We start from the raw sequence: 16,808 nt of genomic DNA on the forward strand, positions 1-16,808 counted from the left end.
ACGAGTGTCGAGATTTCTCGATACGAGACTCCTAACGTTACAATCTTAAAAACTGACTATCGCGATACTCGATAACTCGATAACTCGATTCTCGCGCTCTCAAACTTACATTCAAGTGTTTGTGGAGTCCGATAAAACCCCTTGGGTGTTGTATGGTTAAGCCTCACGGGCAATTAGTACAGGTTAGCTCAACGCCTCACAGCGCTTACACACCCTGCCTATCTACGTCGTAGTCTCCAACAACCCTTTAGGATACTTATAGTATCAGGGATGACTCATCTTGAGGCTCGCTTCCCGCTTAGATGCTTTCAGCGGTTATCGATTCCGAACTTAGCTACCGGGCAATGCGTCTGGCGACACAACCCGAACACCAGAGGTTCGTCCACTCCGGTCCTCTCGTACTAGGAGCAGCCCCTCTCAATCATCCAACGCCCACGGCAGATAGGGACCGAACTGTCTCACGACGTTCTAAACCCAGCTCGCGTACCACTTTAAATGGCGAACAGCCATACCCTTGGGACCGACTTCAGCCCCAGGATGTGATGAGCCGACATCGAGGTGCCAAACACCGCCGTCGATATGAACTCTTGGGCGGTATCAGCCTGTTATCCCCGGAGTACCTTTTATCCGTTGAGCGATGGCCCTTCCATACAGAACCACCGGATCACTATGACCTGCTTTCGCACCTGCTCGAACCGTCATTCTCGCAGTTAAGCGGGCTTATGCCATTGCACTAACCTCACGATGTCCGACCGTGATTAGCCCACCTTCGTGCTCCTCCGTTACTCTTTGGGAGGAGACCGCCCCAGTCAAACTACCCACCAGGCACTGTCCTCACCCCAGATGATGGGGCTAAGTTAGAACATCAACACTACAAGGGTGGTATTTCAAGGACGACTCCACGCAAACTGGCGTCTGCGTTTCAAAGTCTCCCACCTATCCTACACATGTAGGGTCAATGTTCAGTGCCAAGCTGTAGTAAAGGTTCACGGGGTCTTTCCGTCTAGCCGCGGGTACGCTGCATCTTCACAGCGATTTCAATTTCACTGAGTCTCGGGTGGAGACAGCATGGCCATCATTACGCCATTCGTGCAGGTCGGAACTTACCCGACAAGGAATTTCGCTACCTTAGGACCGTTATAGTTACGGCCGCCGTTTACCGGGGCTTCGATCAAGAGCTTCGACTTACGTCTAACCCCATCAATTAACCTTCCGGCACCGGGCAGGCGTCACACCGTATACGTCATCTTTCGATTTTGCACAGTGCTGTGTTTTTAATAAACAGTTGCAGCCACCTGGTATCTGCGACTCTCGACAGCTCCATCCGCGAGGGACTTCACCGTTAAGAGCGTACCTTCTCCCGAAGTTACGGTACCATTTTGCCTAGTTCCTTCACCCGAGTTCTCTCAAGCGCCTTGGTATTCTCTACCCGACCACCTGTGTCGGTTTGGGGTACGATTTCTTACTATCTGAAGCTTAGAGGCTTTTCCCGGAAGCATGGCATCAATGACTTCGCTACCGTAGTAGCTCGACATCGTATCTCAGTGTTAATGATGAACCGGATTTGCCTAATTCATCCACCTACGTACTTGGACCTGGACAACCGTCGCCAGGCTCACCTAGCCTTCTCCGTCCCCCCATCGCAATAGTAAGAAGTACGGGAATATTAACCCGTTTCCCATCGACTACGCCTTTCGGCCTCGCCTTAGGGGTCGACTCACCCTGCCCCGATTAACGTTGGACAGGAACCCTTGGTCTTCCGGCGAGGGAGTTTTTCACTCCCTTTGTCGTTACTCATGTCAGCATTCGCACTTCTGATACCTCCAGCATGCTTTACAACACACCTTCAACGGCTTACAGAACGCTCCCCTACCCAATGTGCAAAGCACATTGCCGCAGCTTCGGTGTATAGCTTAGCCCCGTTAAATCTTCCGCGCAGGCCGACTCGACCAGTGAGCTATTACGCTTTCTTTAAATGATGGCTGCTTCTAAGCCAACATCCTGGCTGTCTGAGCCTTCCCACATCGTTTCCCACTTAGCTATAACTTTGGGACCTTAGCTGGCGGTCTGGGTTGTTTCCCTCTTCACGACGGACGTTAGCACCCGCCGTGTGTCTCCCGGATAGTACTTACTGGTATTCGGAGTTTGCAAAGGGTTGGTAAGTCGGGATGACCCCCTAGCCTTAACAGTGCTCTACCCCCAGTAGTATTCGTCCGAGGCGCTACCTAAATAGCTTTCGGGGAGAACCAGCTATCTCCGAGTTTGATTGGCCTTTCACCCCTAGCCACAAGTCATCCGCTAATTTTTCAACATTAGTCGGTTCGGTCCTCCAATTGATGTTACTCAATCTTCAACCTGCCCATGGCTAGATCACTCGGTTTCGGGTCTAATCCTAGCAACTATGACGCCCAGTTAAGACTCGGTTTCCCTACGGCTCCCCTAGATGGTTAACCTTGCTACTAAAATTAAGTCGCTGACCCATTATACAAAAGGTACGCAGTCACAGGACAAGCCTGCTCCTACTGCTTGTACGTACACGGTTTCAGGTTCTATTTCACTCCCCTCACAGGGGTACTTTTCGCCTTTCCCTCACGGTACTGGTTCACTATCGGTCAGTCAGGAGTATTTAGCCTTGGAGGATGGTCCCCCCATATTCAGACAGGATAACACGTGTCCCGTCCTACTCGATTTCACTGATAAAGCGTTGTTGGTTACGGGGCTATCACCCTTTATTGCCATGCTTTCCAGCATGTTCACCTAACGCAAGATTAGCTTAAGGGCTAATCCGGTTTCGCTCGCCGCTACTGCCGGAATCTCGGTTGATTTCTCTTCCTCGGGGTACTTAGATGTTTCAGTTCCCCCGGTTCGCCTCACAATGCTATGAATTCACATTGAGATAACTGCTTATGCAGTTGGGTTTCCCCATTCGGAAATCGTAGACTCAAGTGGCTCTTACTGCCTCATCTACGCTTATCGCAAGTTAGTACGTCCTTCATCGCCTCTGACTGCCCAGGCATCCACCGTGTACGCTTAGTCACTTAACCATACAACCCCAAGAGGTTTCGTATGTTCAAACAACCAAGGTTGTCTATCTGAGTTGTGATAGACGTTGTTTCGCCGGACTCTTACACAAGACACTTGAATGTGTTTGTTTTGAGAACTCGTTTTTATCTTTCGATAAAAACTTAAAATAAATCAATCATTCGATTGAATTTACTAGTCAGCTTTCCAGATTGTTAAAGAGCATTGTGTTTCTTTCGAACCACTTCTTAAATACACTAGGTAGTGTGTTTAAGAAGTGGTGGAGCTATGCGGGATCGAACCGCAGACCTCCTGCGTGCAAGGCAGGCGCTCTCCCAGCTGAGCTATAACCCCATCGAAAAACTTCTTAATAAAGAATGGTGGGCGATACCGGGCTCGAACCAGTGACCCCCTCCTTGTAAGGGAGGTGCTCTCCCAACTGAGCTAATCGCCCATAACTTTTACTTCTTTATGGTAGAAGTGGCGTCCCGTAGGGGAGTCGAACCCCTGTTACCGCCGTGAAAGGGCGGTGTCCTAGGCCTCTAGACGAACGGGACACTGTTCGTACTTAATGTTGTTGGGCAACACTAAGTGGCTCTTTTACATTTCAACCAAGCAATCTGTGTGGACACTACGCAAAGCGCAGTCTTTTTTGTAAGGAGGTGATCCAGCCCCAGGTTCCCCTAGGGCTACCTTGTTACGACTTCACCCCAGTCATGAACCACACCGTGGTAAACGCCCTCCCGAAGGTTAAGCTATCTACTTCTGGTGCAGCCCACTCCCATGGTGTGACGGGCGGTGTGTACAAGGCCCGGGAACGTATTCACCGTGGCATTCTGATCCACGATTACTAGCGATTCCGACTTCACGGAGTCGAGTTGCAGACTCCGATCCGGACTACGACATACTTTCTGGGATTCGCTCCACCTCGCGGTCTTGCTGCCCTCTGTATATGCCATTGTAGCACGTGTGTAGCCCTACTCGTAAGGGCCATGATGACTTGACGTCGTCCCCACCTTCCTCCGGTTTATCACCGGCAGTCTCCCTGGAGTTCCCACCCGAAGTGCTGGCAAACAAGGATAAGGGTTGCGCTCGTTGCGGGACTTAACCCAACATTTCACAACACGAGCTGACGACAGCCATGCAGCACCTGTCTCAGAGTTCCCGAAGGCACACTCGAATCTCTTCAAGCTTCTCTGGATGTCAAGAGTAGGTAAGGTTCTTCGCGTTGCATCGAATTAAACCACATGCTCCACCGCTTGTGCGGGCCCCCGTCAATTCATTTGAGTTTTAATCTTGCGACCGTACTCCCCAGGCGGTCTACTTAACGCGTTAGCTCCGAAAGCCACGGCTCAAGGCCACAACCTCCAAGTAGACATCGTTTACGGCGTGGACTACCAGGGTATCTAATCCTGTTTGCTCCCCACGCTTTCGCATCTGAGCGTCAGTCTTTGTCCAGGGGGCCGCCTTCGCCACTGGTATTCCTTCAGATCTCTACGCATTTCACCGCTACACCTGAAATTCTACCCCCCTCTACAAGACTCTAGCCTGCCAGTTTCAAATGCAATTCCGAGGTTAAGCCCCGGGCTTTCACATCTGACTTAACAGGCCACCTGCATGCGCTTTACGCCCAGTAATTCCGATTAACGCTCGCACCCTCCGTATTACCGCGGCTGCTGGCACGGAGTTAGCCGGTGCTTCTTCTGTAGGTAACGTCAAATAATGCAGGTGTTAACTACACTACCTTCCTCCCTACTGAAAGTGCTTTACAACCCGAAGGCCTTCTTCACACACGCGGCATGGCTGCATCAGGGTTTCCCCCATTGTGCAATATTCCCCACTGCTGCCTCCCGTAGGAGTCTGGACCGTGTCTCAGTTCCAGTGTGGCTGATCATCCTCTCAGACCAGCTAGGGATCGTTGCCTTGGTGAGCCATTACCTCACCAACAAGCTAATCCCACCTGGGCTAATCCTGACGCGAGAGGCCCGAAGGTCCCCCTCTTTGCTCCGAAGAGATTATGCGGTATTAGCTATCGTTTCCAATAGTTATCCCCCACATCAGGGCATATTCCCAGGCATTACTCACCCGTCCGCCGCTCGCCGCCCTTAACGTTCCCCGAAGGTTCAGTTAAGTCGCTGCCGCTCGACTTGCATGTGTTAGGCCTGCCGCCAGCGTTCAATCTGAGCCATGATCAAACTCTTCAATTAAAGTTTTGTTGTATCTAACGATACGGCTCAATGAATACTGTTAATTCATCATAAATGATGAATGAATTGACTGTGCTGATACTTACGTATCACTTGGTCACTCAGTTTCATTGATTAAATCTTTTAGACTAAATCATTTCACGAGTGCCCACACAGATTGCATGGTCAAATTGTTAAAGAACAATATTATCACAACAGCTCTTAATTCAGTGCTTTGTCGTGACAACGAGAGCGGATTATAGAGATTAAATTTTTACTGGCAAGCCTATTTTTATAGTTTTTTCTCTTTTTTGATTTGAATGCTTATTTTTTAATCCATCTTGAGTTTTTATGCTTAAAAAACGAAAAGGTGCAGCCCACGCTGCACCTTTTATACCGATTAGAAAGCATCTATTCTTAGCCCATGCTACTTTTCAAAAGCTTTAATGGATAACAACGCTTTTCATCTCGTCTCTTAAAATAACCTAAGACCATAAAATGAGGCTTTACTTATAAGATTCATCCACGATGACTTTAGGTTTAAAGCTCTTATTTTGTTTTATTGCAGCTAGAGTCTCTTTCTTTATCTTTTCATCAATCCAATAGGTACCCAAATCACTGTTCATCCCAACACTAAACAGTTGTTCAGTCTTCTTCGTCATCGCAGGGGTCGGATATTTCATCCAGCGCCAATAACCAACACGGGTATAAGGCACCATATAGCCAGGTATAATTAACGCCTCATCTGCCACTATTTGTTGAATCTCTTTTGATAAAGCCTTTTTCTTGCTGACATCAAATTCATTGCGATAGGCCATAATCAAGGAATCCATATCACGGGATGCATAGTTGGTAAAATTATTGGTTTGAGGTTGATTGGCATTACTACTGTGAAGATATTCCCAATAGGCAGGAATTTCGCTCGACCCCATTGTATGGAAAGAGAGTTGATGCTTATTTTCTAATACATACTTAAACGCAGAAGAGCCATCGACTAAGTTGAGTGTGTATTCCACCCCAGCCTGTTTTGCCTGCTCTTTAAGATAAGCTAAACGTGGTGTGTGCTCAGCATAAGCATAGGTAATGGCAAAAGATAAGCGCTCACCTTTCTTATTCATTCGAATACCTTGCACATCGAACTGATCAAATCCTGCTTTAATAAAATATTCATTGGCTTTTGTTAAATCAAACTTAGGTGCTTGAATATCTTTATTAGTGTAATCACCCTGTCCAACTCCCATACCATTGGCTTGACGTACGTAATCACCTCGCAACACTTTTTCGATCATGCCATCAAAATCTGTAGCGTATCCAAGACCTTTTCGTACATCAATATTGTTCAACAATGGTTTTTGAGTATTGATCCAAATACCACCAGCCCCTTGTAAGGTTTGGTTATAGCCCCAGAATTTTTCTATATATCCTTTTTGATACGGCTCAGTATTCGACTTATCGTGCCACAATGACGGCATAACCAGATTAAACGCATCAAGTGAGCCTTTTTCATAATGCTTACGGGCAATATCATTATCACGAATAACCGTTAAACGAATTTTTTCAACATTATAACGGTGCTTATAATATGGGTTTTGATACCCCCACCAATCTTGCCCTACGTGCCGAAAAGTGACAGATTTCCCTTTCTTAACTTTATCTAAATAATAAGGACCTGTGACAGGTTCTGGTTTGAAGTTATAACGTCGAACATAATTATCATCGATTCCATCACTGTTTTTATCCGTTTTTACTTTATAAAAGTGCTTAGGTCTGGGCTGAAGGTTACTGTAATACAAAAGATCATCTGGATTTTTGGGCTCAGCTTGCTTAACCGCAATAGTGTGATCATCAAATTTCACAATATCGACAATCTGCTTACTGTAATATTCATTATACCAAGGCGCGACAATGTCTTTTGAACGCATCATTTGCAGCATAAAAAGATAGTCATCTGCAGTAACTGGTTTTCCATCAGACCATTTTGCTGCCGGGTTCAAACGAAAATACACCGTTTTATGATCGTCTGCTAATGCCCAGTGGGTGGCTAAATTTGGCAGCCAAGCTTCAGTATTTGGATGTTTAGCAACTAAAGCGGGTTGATAATCGACTAACCAGCCACGAAAAGAACCGTTAGAATCAGGACCAACAACTCGAAACGTTTGGGGAAAGCTCGCAATATAAGTGCGAAATGTTCCACCAAACTGAGCGTCAGGTGAGGCAAAAAGTGGCTCATCTAAATTGGTTTGCCATTTAAGATCATCAGGCAGTGTTGTAGCCCAACTTGGCGCTATCATTAACCATCCTAGCGCAGCTACCGTCATTACAATGGGTTTCATCATCTAACATCCTTGTTATCTATTTAATTACGCCACTTGATCTCGTTGCAATCTTCTTTTTTTGCGATCGCGTGGATGAGTAACGGGAATGGCTGCTAACAACTGTTTGGTATAACTGGCTTTGGGTCGGAGGAATACCTGTTCAGCTGGGCCTGTTTCCACTATTTTGCCAAAATACATCACAGCAACTCTGTCGGAAATATGCTTAACCACAGAAAGATCATGGGAGATAAAGATCATGGCTAAATTCATCTCCTGCTGTAGCTGTAACAGTAAATTTAAGATCTGAGCTTGCACCGAGACATCTAAGGCTGAAACAGATTCATCACAAATAAGTAATTTAGGTTTCAAAGCAATGGCTCGTGCAATACCGATACGTTGTCTTTGTCCACCTGAAAATTCGTGGGGATATCGTTCTTTTGCTGAAATGGGCAGTCCAACCTTAACCAATAATTCATCAACCCATATTTGCCGCTCCGCTTTGGTTCCTAACTTATGAATAATAAACGGCTCTTCTAAAATCATTTCAACGGTATGGCGAGGGTTTAGAGACTCCATAGGGTCTTGAAACACAATTTGCATCTCTTTTCGCAGTGGGCGCATCTTTTTCACACTGAACTGAGTAATATTCTGACCTTGGAAAAATATCTCACCGCGACTGGGCTGGTATAGTTTGAGTAAAGCCCGTCCTAAGGTACTTTTACCACAGCCAGACTCACCCACTAAGCCCAAAGTTTCTCCCGCATTAACAATCAATGACACGCCATCAACGGCTTTGATTTCCTCACCTTTACGAAAGAAACCACCTCCGCTGTAAAAATATTGGCAAAGATCTGTTGCTCGTAATACTTCACTCATACCTTCTCCTTGCCTATCCTTGGAACTCAGGAAATAACGTAGTATCAATCGGCTTAATATCAATAAGTTGTTTAGGTTTATCCGTAAGTTTAGGCATTAATCCTAATAAACGCTTAGTATATGGGTGTTTAGGGTGATCAAAGAGCTCAAAAACATCTGAATATTCAACAATTTTCCCACCATACATCACAGCAACATCATCACAAATTTCAGCGACTACGCCTAAGTCATGAGTAATAAAGATCATCGCCATTTGAGTCTCTTGCTGTAGATCGTGCATTAAATCCAAGATAGAGGCTTGAACTGTCACATCAAGGGCTGTGGTTGGCTCATCGCAAATTAAAATATCAGGCTGACAAGCTAACGCCATAGCGATCATCACTCGCTGACGCATACCACCCGAAAGATGGTGCGGGTATTCACGAATGCGTAATTGAGGATTGGGAATTTGGACCTTTTCCAGCAACTCTATCGCATGATGCCAACGCTGCTTTTTCGCTAATTCTGGCCGATGCAGAGCTAAGACTTCGCAAATTTGTTGACCGATAGTCTGAACAGGATTGAGCGCTGTCATTGGATCTTGGAAAATAATTGAAATTCTATCGCCACGTAGTTGATATCTTTGCTGAGATGGTAACTGAGTCAGTTCTTGATTCTGATAAACAATAGAGCCCGAGGTGATTTTACTGTAAGGCTGAGGTAATAACCCCATTATAGACAACGCTGTAATGCTTTTCCCACAGCCTGATTCCCCAACCAACCCAAGAGTTCGGCCTTTATAGACGGAGAAACTGACACCATGCAGTATTTGCTGCCACTGGTTCTGCTTATCACCACTTTCATTAGCAAAAGCGACTGTTAAGTTTTTTACCTCTAATAAAGGTGATTGCAAATCGTTCATAAGCAGCCTCTCATTGGTACCGAGTCAAACGTTTAGGATCAAAAGCTGCACGAATCGCTTCACCAATAAAAGTAACCATAACAAGTACTAACACAATGGCGGTAACAACTGAGGTAGCGATCCAAGGTGAATCTAGATTTGACTTACCTTGCTGTAATAGCTCCCCCCAACTTGGGGTTGGTGGCATAAGACCAAGTCCAAGGTAATCCAATGCCGTTAAAGCAGTGATATTGGCAGCAATCGTAAAAGGGGCCAGAGTTACTATCATAACCATAGTATTAGGCAATATATGGTGGCTGATAATACGCCACGTTGAGGCTCCTAGAGCTTTGGCTGCAAGTACATATTCTCGGGCAGATTCTTTGTAGGTCATAGTACGCATATACCAAGTCATCCCCATCCAGCCAAATAACACATTAATTGCGACAAAGAGGGCAAAGGTTGGTTGAGTGATAGAGACCAAAATCATAATGACGTAAAGAAAAGGCACCATAGACCAAATCTCAATCAAGCGATGAACAATCAAGTCAAACTTGCCACCAAAAAATCCCATTGCACAACCAACCACCGCCCCTATCGCATAAGAGATTGCCATCGTTATTAAAGCAAACCCCATTGCAGTGCGAAAACCATAAACCAAACGAGCCAATATATCGCGCCCAATAACATCCGTACCTAGATAATGCTGATCGGCAATACTGGGCGGTGTCGGAGGATAAGCACCTGAAAAATCTTGTTCATATGGGTTCCATGGCACCAGCGGCATAATGACAAAATCCCCCACATCTTGTTGACGAAACTTTTGTTGCAATAAGCGATAATCCGTCTCACCATGGGTTGCTAAACCAAACTTTTGTCCTTGAATTACCTGTGAAAAAACGGGAAAAAAATACTCACCTTGATAGCGAACTACCAAGGCTTTGCTGTTAATTAAGACTTCTGCCATCAGCGAGAGCAACAGACATAGACTCAATAAACAAAAAGAGAAATACCCTCGTTTAAGAGACTTAAAGCGGTCAATTTTTTTCTTGGTTAAGGGATTGAGTTTTATCATGCTGGCGCTCCAAATCTTACCCTAGGATCCACCATGGCCACGCACATATCCGATAAGATATTGCCCACTAGCAACATGGCCGCATTAATGGCGACAATTCCCATCACTACAGGATAATCACGCTCCATAACCGATTCATACCCCAATAACCCAATACCATCGATGTTGAAAATCACTTCGATAAGAAAAGAACCACTCATGAAAAAAAGTAAAGAATTACCAAAATGACTGGCAATGGGAATTAAGCTATTTCTTAGGGCATGTTTACGTACCGCTGTTCGAAACGGCAATCCTTTTGCCATAGCAGTGCGAAGATAATCGGCCGATAGGTTCTCCATCAAATTGTTTTTCATCGTCATAGTTAAAGTTGCAAAGTCACCGATGAGATAACAAATAAGAGGTAGTACCGCATGCCACATAAGATCTTTAATTTGAGCCCACAAAGACAGATGATCATCAAAATCATCACTCACAAAGCCCCCCATCGGAAACCACTCTAAGTGATAACTAAACCAAGTAATTAATAGCACTCCAACAACATAGCCAGGTAAAGCAAAGCCTAAAAAAATTAAAATAGAAGAGCTGGAATCAAACCAAGAGCCATGTTTAAGTGCTTTGTAATAGCCAAGTGGGATCGATATGAGATAACTAATGACAAATGTCATTGCACCATAAAAGAGAGAGACAGGAAGGCGCTCAGCAATCATCTCTGTGACAGGTTCATAATAGCGGGTCGATTCACCCAAATCTAATGTAACTAATTTGGTGAGCCAATTGATATAAGCAGTCGTAACAGGCTGATCAAGACCATAAAAAGCATTGAGTTCAGCCAATTGATCTTGTGACAGAGCAGAACTCTCGCCCGATTGAGATAACGATACTCCGCCATCCATCTGACTGTGCATGGATGCTAGCATTCGTTCAACAGGACCACCGGGAACCAAACGGGTGATCGCAAAGATAAGCAAGGTAATACCCAAAAAGGTTGGTATCACCAAAAATAAACGCCGAATAAAATAGTGCAACATTACTAGACAGCTCCTTGTCTTATCGCAACCTAGCCAAAAAACTCGTTACCAACGACGAATCCGTTTCACCGCTCTATTTTTAGAATCAAATAGCAAATTTAGTAACAACTACAACATTAACACAACCGTTTTAAATTAACTGGACTATATCGTTACCAATTTTTCATTCAGTCAGCGGTATATAAATATAGGCAAAAAAAGTACCAATTTTACAAAAAACACCGACAAACATTAATTCCAAAAAGGAATATAAAGTATCCTGATTAAGCACTTTCTGTTTATTTAGGATAAGAGTAGGATGCTCGCCACGTTGAATACGTACTAATCATTTAGGAATAAAAATGAAAATAAAAAAACAGCATGTCGTTGGTCTAGTAAGCTCATTAGCATTAGTGATTGCTGGTATTGCTAATGCTCAAGTGAATAATCATGGCTTTTCACTTGAAGTCACTCATGAGGGAATTAATAAGCAACTTTCTTCTGGCTCGGCAATGGTAATCAATCAAAATCATTTAATGGTTGTTGGCGATGACTCTCCTTATTTATTCACCGTTTCGCCTGATTACCATATTCTTCATAAACAAACTATCGCACATTTCCCTACCCAGAAAAACGGTCGCATTGACTACCACATTAAACCTGATTTTGAATCCATGACTTTGTTAAACAATCACAACCAAATGGATTATCTGATTTTAGGTTCTGGCAGTAAAAAAACCGTTCGTGAACATGCTTATTTAATTCCAGTTGATGGCAGCCAAATACACACTTATTCACTATCTCAGCTCTATCACTATTTGCATAAAGCTGCAGGTTTTACCTCAGAGCAAAAAATTAATATTGAAGGCTTAGCAAATACAGCAACAGAAACGTTTATTTTTAACCGTGGAAATGCGGGTAAAAACGCAATATTTGCTATGAAAACTTCTGATTTACTAAATTATCTGCAACAAAAACAAGAGTCTCTTCCTTCTCTTCATGTTTACCAAGCTCATTTACCATCACTAAATGGTGTTCAAGCTTGCTTCTCTGGTGCAGATTATTGGCAACAGGGAAACAGCCTACTCTTTACAGCATCGGTAGAAGGCAGCAGTAATCACAGTATCAAAGATGGCGCGGTACAAGGCAGTTATATTGGCGTACTTCCATTACAGGATTTACAAGGGGTAAAAAGTATAGACCTAACGCCTTATAGTGAAGAAATTGGTAATCACGGAAAGCCTATTATTACCAAAGCAGAATCTATTGCTATTACACACCAGACAACAAAACAAGCAAAGGGTTACATCGTTAGCGATAATGACAATGGAACAAGCCAATTTTTCCAATTTGCAATAGATAAACAATAACTCATCCCTACTGATACAAAAAAGCCGAGATCATCATAAATCTCGGCTTATTCTATTAGGCTTAGGTAAAATGTTATTTTTGACTCGCCAACCAAGCAGGAACATCTGCCACACTGTCTAGCACAACATCAGCAAGTTGCTCACCAACTTCAGTAACAGGCTTACCAGTGCGAACTAAAATTTTCGTTCCAACTTCAGCCGCTTTTGCTGCTGTCATATCATCTGCTTTATCACCGATCATAACAGATTGTGTCATATCGATTTTTAAGTAATCGCGTGCTGAAATTAACATACCAGGCTTAGGCTTACGACAATCACACTCCTGGCGATAGTCCCCTTGACCTTCCGGATGGTGTGGACAGTAATAGATACCATCAAATTCCACGCCATTATCAACAAAGTTCCAATCCATCCACTCGGTTAGAGACAAAAATTCATCTTCAGTGAACATACCACGAGCAATGCCCGATTGATTAGTTACTAAGACTAAAAGATATCCCATCTCTTTTAGTTTTTTACACGCAGCAAAAACACCTTCTACGTATTCAAAATCATCCGTAGTGTGAACATAGCCGTGATCGACATTAATAACGCCATCACGATCAATAAAGACAGCAGGTTTGGCCAAAACTTAGCCCTCAAAATTATCGGTTTGCTAGATTATGGCACGACAGCCCCCAAAAGAGCAGTGCTTCTGACGATTTATCCAAATCACAATCAATCCAATAATGGTATTTTAACGCATAAAGACATATGGACGTCTAGACGTAAAAATATCTATTGACTTAAAAACAGAGAGACCATAGCATGATTGTTACAGCGAGCGACATTTCTTAACGTATCAGCTCGTACAATTAGCAAATTAATACAATAACAACACCGTAAACACCACTATTTTGTTACAAGCCATAACATTTTTGGCATAAGAAAAAGCAAAGAGAACAATTAACGCTCTCCCAAGGATTAGGAAGTACGATGATAGAAATCAACAATGTTAATAAAATATTCTATCAGGGTGATAAAGCGATAAGCGCACTCCGTGATATTAATTTAACCATAGAACAGGGCAACATCTTTGGGGTTATTGGCTCATCGGGCGCAGGAAAAAGTACTCTCATTCGCTGTGTCAATTTGCTTGAGCGACCAACCAGTGGCGATATTATCGTTGATGGAGTCAAGCTAACCCAATTATCCAATCAACAATTAACACTTGCTCGACGCAAAATCGGCATGATCTTTCAACATTTTAACCTACTGGCTTCTCGCACCGTTTTTGCCAATGTGGCCCTCCCTCTAGAGCTTGCTGGGGTTAAGAAAAATCAGTTAGAAAATAAAGTTAATGAATTGCTTGAATTGGTTGGATTAAGTGAGAAAAAACACAGTTTTCCCGCCAATTTAAGCGGTGGACAAAAACAGCGTGTGGCTATCGCAAGAGCACTGGCTTCCGATCCTAAAGTTTTGCTATGTGATGAAGCAACCAGCGCACTCGATCCAGCAACAACACAATCAATTTTACAGCTACTAAAGAAAATCAACCGCCAGCTTAATATCACCATTCTTCTTATTACCCATGAGATGGATGTCGTAAAAAGTATCTGTCATCAAGTTGCCATTATTGGTGATGGTGAATTAGTAGAAAAAGGCCCTGTTGGTGATATCTTTGCGCACCCTAAAACAGAGTTAGCAAGAAACTTTATCCGCTCAACTCTCGATCTCTCTATTCCGGAAGATTATCAGGCCAGAATGAGCTTAGAACAACGCGAAGGCAGTTATCCATTAGTTCGACTTGAATTTACAGGTGATTCTGTTGATGCACCATTAATTAGCCAAGTAGCCCGTGAATTTAATATTGATATCAGCATCTTAAGCGCCGATATGGATTATGCTGGCGGGGTAAAGTTTGGCTTAATGTTAGCTGAATTTTTTGGTACTGAAACCGCGGCCAACAAAGCGATTGCTTTCTTACGAGATCACAAAATAAATGTAGAGGTGCTGGGCTATGTCGCTTAATTCTATTTCATCTTGGTTTGCTAACAATGAACGCCTAACAGCCCTCTTGATTGAAGCATTAGGTCAAACCTTGGTTATGGTTCTCGTTTCAGGACTCATTGGTTTTATTATTGGTATTCCTCTTGGCGTAATGCTGCACCTTAGTAAAAAAGGCGGATTATTAGAGAATAAAGCACTCAATAAAAGTTTGGGATTTATCGTTAATATAGGTCGTTCTATCCCATTTATTATTCTGTTAGTTGCCATTATTCCATTTACTCGTTTTGTTGTTGGCAGCTCAATTGGCACTGCAGCCGCAATAGTGCCACTCACAGTCGGAGCCATTCCTTTTATTGCTCGCTTAGTTGAAGGCGCATTACTTGAAGTGCCAGCAGGACTTGTTGAAGCAGCACAAGCTATGGGAGCGACACCAAAGCAGATCATTACCAAAGTGCTACTACCTGAAGCATTACCCGGCATCATAAATGGTGTGACCATCACTCTTGTTACTCTCGTTAGCTATTCGGCGATGGCTGGCACCGTGGGCGGTGGAGGTTTAGGTGATGTAGGAATTCGTTATGGCTATCAACGCTTTGATGGCACAGTGATGGCAATTACTGTTGTCATGCTCATTATTCTTGTGCAATTAATTCAATCTATTGGTGATTACTGTGTAAAACGTGTCGATCATCGATAACTAAAAGCAGCAAAAATATTAAAAAAGACCAAACACAACATCTGGAAATATCGTCAAGGAGACACATTATGGCAGTATCATTAAAACACCTTTTTGCCGTTGCTGGCATCGCCTCTACATTGGTACTCACAGGCTGTGGCGAAAAAGAAACGGCAACAACTGCAGTAGATCAAAATAAAGTAAAAATTGGGGTAATGGCTGGGGCTGAAGAGCAAGTCGCTGAAGTGGCCGCAAAAGAAGCAAAGGAAAAATATGGCTTAGATGTCGAATTGGTCACCTTTACTGATTATGTTTCGCCTAATGCCGCTCTTGCTGATGGTTCTATTGATGCCAATGCTTTTCAGCATAAGCCGTATCTCGATCAGCAGATCAATGACCGTGGCTATAAGTTCACAGTAGCAGGTAATACCTTTGTTTATCCAATTGCTGCTTATTCAAATAAAATTAAATCGTTAGATGAGCTAAAAGATGGCGCGATTGTTGCCGTGCCAAATGACCCAACTAACTTAGGCCGTTCTCTACTGTTATTACAACAAAAAGGGTTACTTAAACTGAAAGAGAATTCAGGGTTATCAGCAACGGTACTTGATATTGTAGAAAATCCAAAGAACCTACAAATCAAAGAGCTTGAAGCCGCGCAACTACCGCGCTCATTAGATGATGTTGATTTTGCAATTATCAATACAACTTACGCGAGCAGTTTAAACTTAACGCCAGAAAAAGACGGATTGTTTGTAGAAGATAAAGAGTCGCCATATGTAAACCTAATTGTGGCTCGTACCGATAATGTTAACGCTGAAAACGTACAGAAATTCGTTAAATCTTATCAGTCAGATACCGTTTACAACTCAGCTAAAGACATCTTTAAAGGTGGTGTAGTAAAAGGTTGGTAATCTCATAGATAAATTCATTTAGTAGCAAGCCCCCGTTCATTATCTTTTCGCAACGATAAAGTTCGGGGGCTTTATTGATCCTTAAGATTTCTTTTTCACCCGTCCTTGCACAGCTTTAAATCTTGGGTTTGATTTACAAATCACATATAAGCGCCCTCGACGTTTAACAACCTGACAATCTCGATGTCGTAATTTGGCGCTCTTTAATGAACTTAACACTTGCATTAGCGTGCTCCTTTCGCAAATTGTTTATAGCGACGATTGAAGTTCGCCATTTGTCCTTCTGTTTTCACAATGCGCTGTTTCCCGGTATAGAACGGATGAGAATCTGATGATACATCCAATGTGACATAAGGATATTCTTGGCCATCTTGCCAAACTTTAGTTCTCTCAGTTTTTATTGTTGAACCAACTAAGAAGTAGCTATCTGCACTCGTATCGTGAAACAAAACTGGTCGATAATGAGGATGGATTCCTGGTTTCATTGGCTTACCTTTAT

General features: G+C 43.4%; 12 protein-coding genes, 3 tRNA genes and 2 rRNA genes. 4 read left to right on the forward strand and 13 right to left on the reverse strand.

From position 1 onward, the window contains the following. Positions 1–152: 152 nt before the first annotated feature. The 10 genes from WAX86_RS11720 to WAX86_RS11765 form a co-directional block, all read right to left on the reverse strand. Positions 153–3,044 (reverse strand): 23S ribosomal RNA (locus WAX86_RS11720). A 255-nt stretch (positions 3,045–3,299) separates the two neighbouring features. After that, positions 3,300–3,375 (reverse strand) — tRNA-Ala (locus WAX86_RS11725). 24 nt (positions 3,376–3,399) lie between these two features. Beyond that, a tRNA-Val gene (locus WAX86_RS11730) sits at positions 3,400–3,475 on the reverse strand. Between the two features lie 27 nt (positions 3,476–3,502). Further along, positions 3,503–3,578: transfer RNA gene (locus WAX86_RS11735), tRNA-Glu, on the reverse strand. Positions 3,579–3,676: 98 nt separating this feature from the next. After that, a 16S ribosomal RNA gene (locus WAX86_RS11740) occupies positions 3,677–5,228 on the reverse strand. The 16S and 23S rRNA genes sit together here with 3 tRNA genes alongside, the layout of an rRNA operon. 485 nt (positions 5,229–5,713) lie before the next feature. Continuing rightward, positions 5,714–7,543 carry an extracellular solute-binding protein gene (locus WAX86_RS11745; RefSeq protein WP_341488845.1) on the reverse strand — a complete coding sequence of 610 codons (1,830 nt, stop codon included), beginning with the start codon at positions 7,541–7,543 and terminating at the stop codon, positions 5,714–5,716. Positions 7,544–7,567: 24 nt separating this feature from the next. Then, complete coding sequence (locus WAX86_RS11750) at positions 7,568–8,398, reverse strand: ATP-binding cassette domain-containing protein (RefSeq protein ID WP_341488846.1); 831 nt, start codon at positions 8,396–8,398, stop codon at positions 7,568–7,570. A gap of 13 nt (positions 8,399–8,411) precedes the next feature. Beyond that, a complete protein-coding gene (locus WAX86_RS11755; RefSeq protein WP_065171670.1) occupies positions 8,412–9,299 on the reverse strand; it encodes an ABC transporter ATP-binding protein in 888 nt (295 codons plus the stop codon). 10 nt (positions 9,300–9,309) lie between these two features. After that, complete coding sequence (locus WAX86_RS11760) at positions 9,310–10,353, reverse strand: ABC transporter permease subunit (protein ID WP_341488847.1); 1,044 nt, start codon at positions 10,351–10,353, stop codon at positions 9,310–9,312. Beyond that, positions 10,350–11,381, reverse strand: a complete 1,032-nt coding sequence (locus WAX86_RS11765; RefSeq protein WP_044174693.1) for an ABC transporter permease subunit — start codon at positions 11,379–11,381, stop codon at positions 10,350–10,352. The genes WAX86_RS11760 and WAX86_RS11765 overlap by 4 nt, the downstream gene beginning before the upstream one ends. A 341-nt stretch (positions 11,382–11,722) precedes the next feature. Here WAX86_RS11765 and WAX86_RS11770 point away from each other — a divergent pair, with 341 nt between their 5' ends. Then, positions 11,723–12,730 (forward strand): DUF6929 family protein, encoded by a 1,008-nt coding sequence (locus tag WAX86_RS11770; protein ID WP_068968389.1) that lies wholly within the window; start codon positions 11,723–11,725, stop codon positions 12,728–12,730. A 73-nt stretch (positions 12,731–12,803) separates the two neighbouring features. Here the strand turns inward: WAX86_RS11770 and gmhB are convergent, their stop codons facing one another. Beyond that, positions 12,804–13,358 carry a D-glycero-beta-D-manno-heptose 1,7-bisphosphate 7-phosphatase gene (gene gmhB, locus WAX86_RS11775; RefSeq protein ID WP_044174691.1) on the reverse strand — a complete coding sequence of 185 codons (555 nt, stop codon included), beginning with the start codon at positions 13,356–13,358 and terminating at the stop codon, positions 12,804–12,806. A gap of 347 nt (positions 13,359–13,705) precedes the next feature. Here gmhB and metN point away from each other — a divergent pair, with 347 nt between their 5' ends. The 3 genes from metN (at position 13,706) to WAX86_RS11790 (ending at position 16,309) form a co-directional block, all read left to right on the forward strand. Beyond that, entirely contained in the window at positions 13,706–14,740 is a 1,035-nt protein-coding gene (metN, locus tag WAX86_RS11780; RefSeq protein ID WP_065171673.1) for a methionine ABC transporter ATP-binding protein MetN, read from the forward strand. Then, positions 14,730–15,416, forward strand: coding sequence for a methionine ABC transporter permease (locus WAX86_RS11785; protein WP_005297974.1), 687 nt, complete (start codon positions 14,730–14,732; stop codon positions 15,414–15,416). Before metN ends, WAX86_RS11785 begins: the two co-directional genes overlap by 11 nt. Before the next feature lie 68 nt (positions 15,417–15,484). Further along, entirely contained in the window at positions 15,485–16,309 is an 825-nt protein-coding gene (locus WAX86_RS11790; protein WP_005297973.1) for a MetQ/NlpA family lipoprotein, read from the forward strand. 81 nt (positions 16,310–16,390) lie between these two features. On the opposite strand, the gene ykgO is transcribed toward WAX86_RS11790, so the two are convergent. Continuing rightward, the gene (gene ykgO / locus WAX86_RS11795) at positions 16,391–16,534 is read right to left on the reverse strand and encodes a type B 50S ribosomal protein L36 (protein ID WP_036763324.1); all 144 of its coding nucleotides are present in this window, start codon (positions 16,532–16,534) and stop codon (positions 16,391–16,393) included. Further along, a complete protein-coding gene (locus tag WAX86_RS11800) occupies positions 16,534–16,794 on the reverse strand; it encodes a type B 50S ribosomal protein L31 (RefSeq protein WP_036763322.1) in 261 nt (86 codons plus the stop codon). Before WAX86_RS11800 ends, ykgO begins: the two co-directional genes overlap by 1 nt. Positions 16,795–16,808: the final 14 nt, after the last annotated feature.

It is taken from the genome of Photobacterium damselae subsp. damselae (genome assembly GCF_038086725.1).
GTDB classification, from domain to species: Bacteria; Pseudomonadota; Gammaproteobacteria; order Enterobacterales; family Vibrionaceae; genus Photobacterium; species Photobacterium damselae.

Excerpts from the sequence above, each read along its gene's own strand:
- WAX86_RS11745 (WP_341488845.1), bottom strand. The coding sequence starts at position 7,543 with ATGATGAAACCCATTGTAATGACGGTAGCTGCGCTAGGATGGTTAATG.
- WAX86_RS11750 (WP_341488846.1), bottom strand. The coding sequence starts at position 8,398 with ATGAGTGAAGTATTACGAGCAACAGATCTTTGCCAATATTTTTACAGC.
- WAX86_RS11755 (WP_065171670.1), bottom strand. The coding sequence starts at position 9,299 with ATGAACGATTTGCAATCACCTTTATTAGAGGTAAAAAACTTAACAGTC.
- WAX86_RS11760 (WP_341488847.1), bottom strand. The coding sequence starts at position 10,353 with ATGATAAAACTCAATCCCTTAACCAAGAAAAAAATTGACCGCTTTAAG.
- WAX86_RS11765 (WP_044174693.1), bottom strand. The coding sequence starts at position 11,381 with ATGTTGCACTATTTTATTCGGCGTTTATTTTTGGTGATACCAACCTTT.
- WAX86_RS11770 (WP_068968389.1), top strand. The coding sequence starts at position 11,723 with ATGAAAATAAAAAAACAGCATGTCGTTGGTCTAGTAAGCTCATTAGCA.
- metN (WP_065171673.1), top strand. The coding sequence starts at position 13,706 with ATGATAGAAATCAACAATGTTAATAAAATATTCTATCAGGGTGATAAA.
- WAX86_RS11785 (WP_005297974.1), top strand. The coding sequence starts at position 14,730 with ATGTCGCTTAATTCTATTTCATCTTGGTTTGCTAACAATGAACGCCTA.
- WAX86_RS11790 (WP_005297973.1), top strand. The coding sequence starts at position 15,485 with ATGGCAGTATCATTAAAACACCTTTTTGCCGTTGCTGGCATCGCCTCT.
- ykgO (WP_036763324.1), bottom strand. The coding sequence starts at position 16,534 with ATGCAAGTGTTAAGTTCATTAAAGAGCGCCAAATTACGACATCGAGAT.
- WAX86_RS11800 (WP_036763322.1), bottom strand. The coding sequence starts at position 16,794 with ATGAAACCAGGAATCCATCCTCATTATCGACCAGTTTTGTTTCACGAT.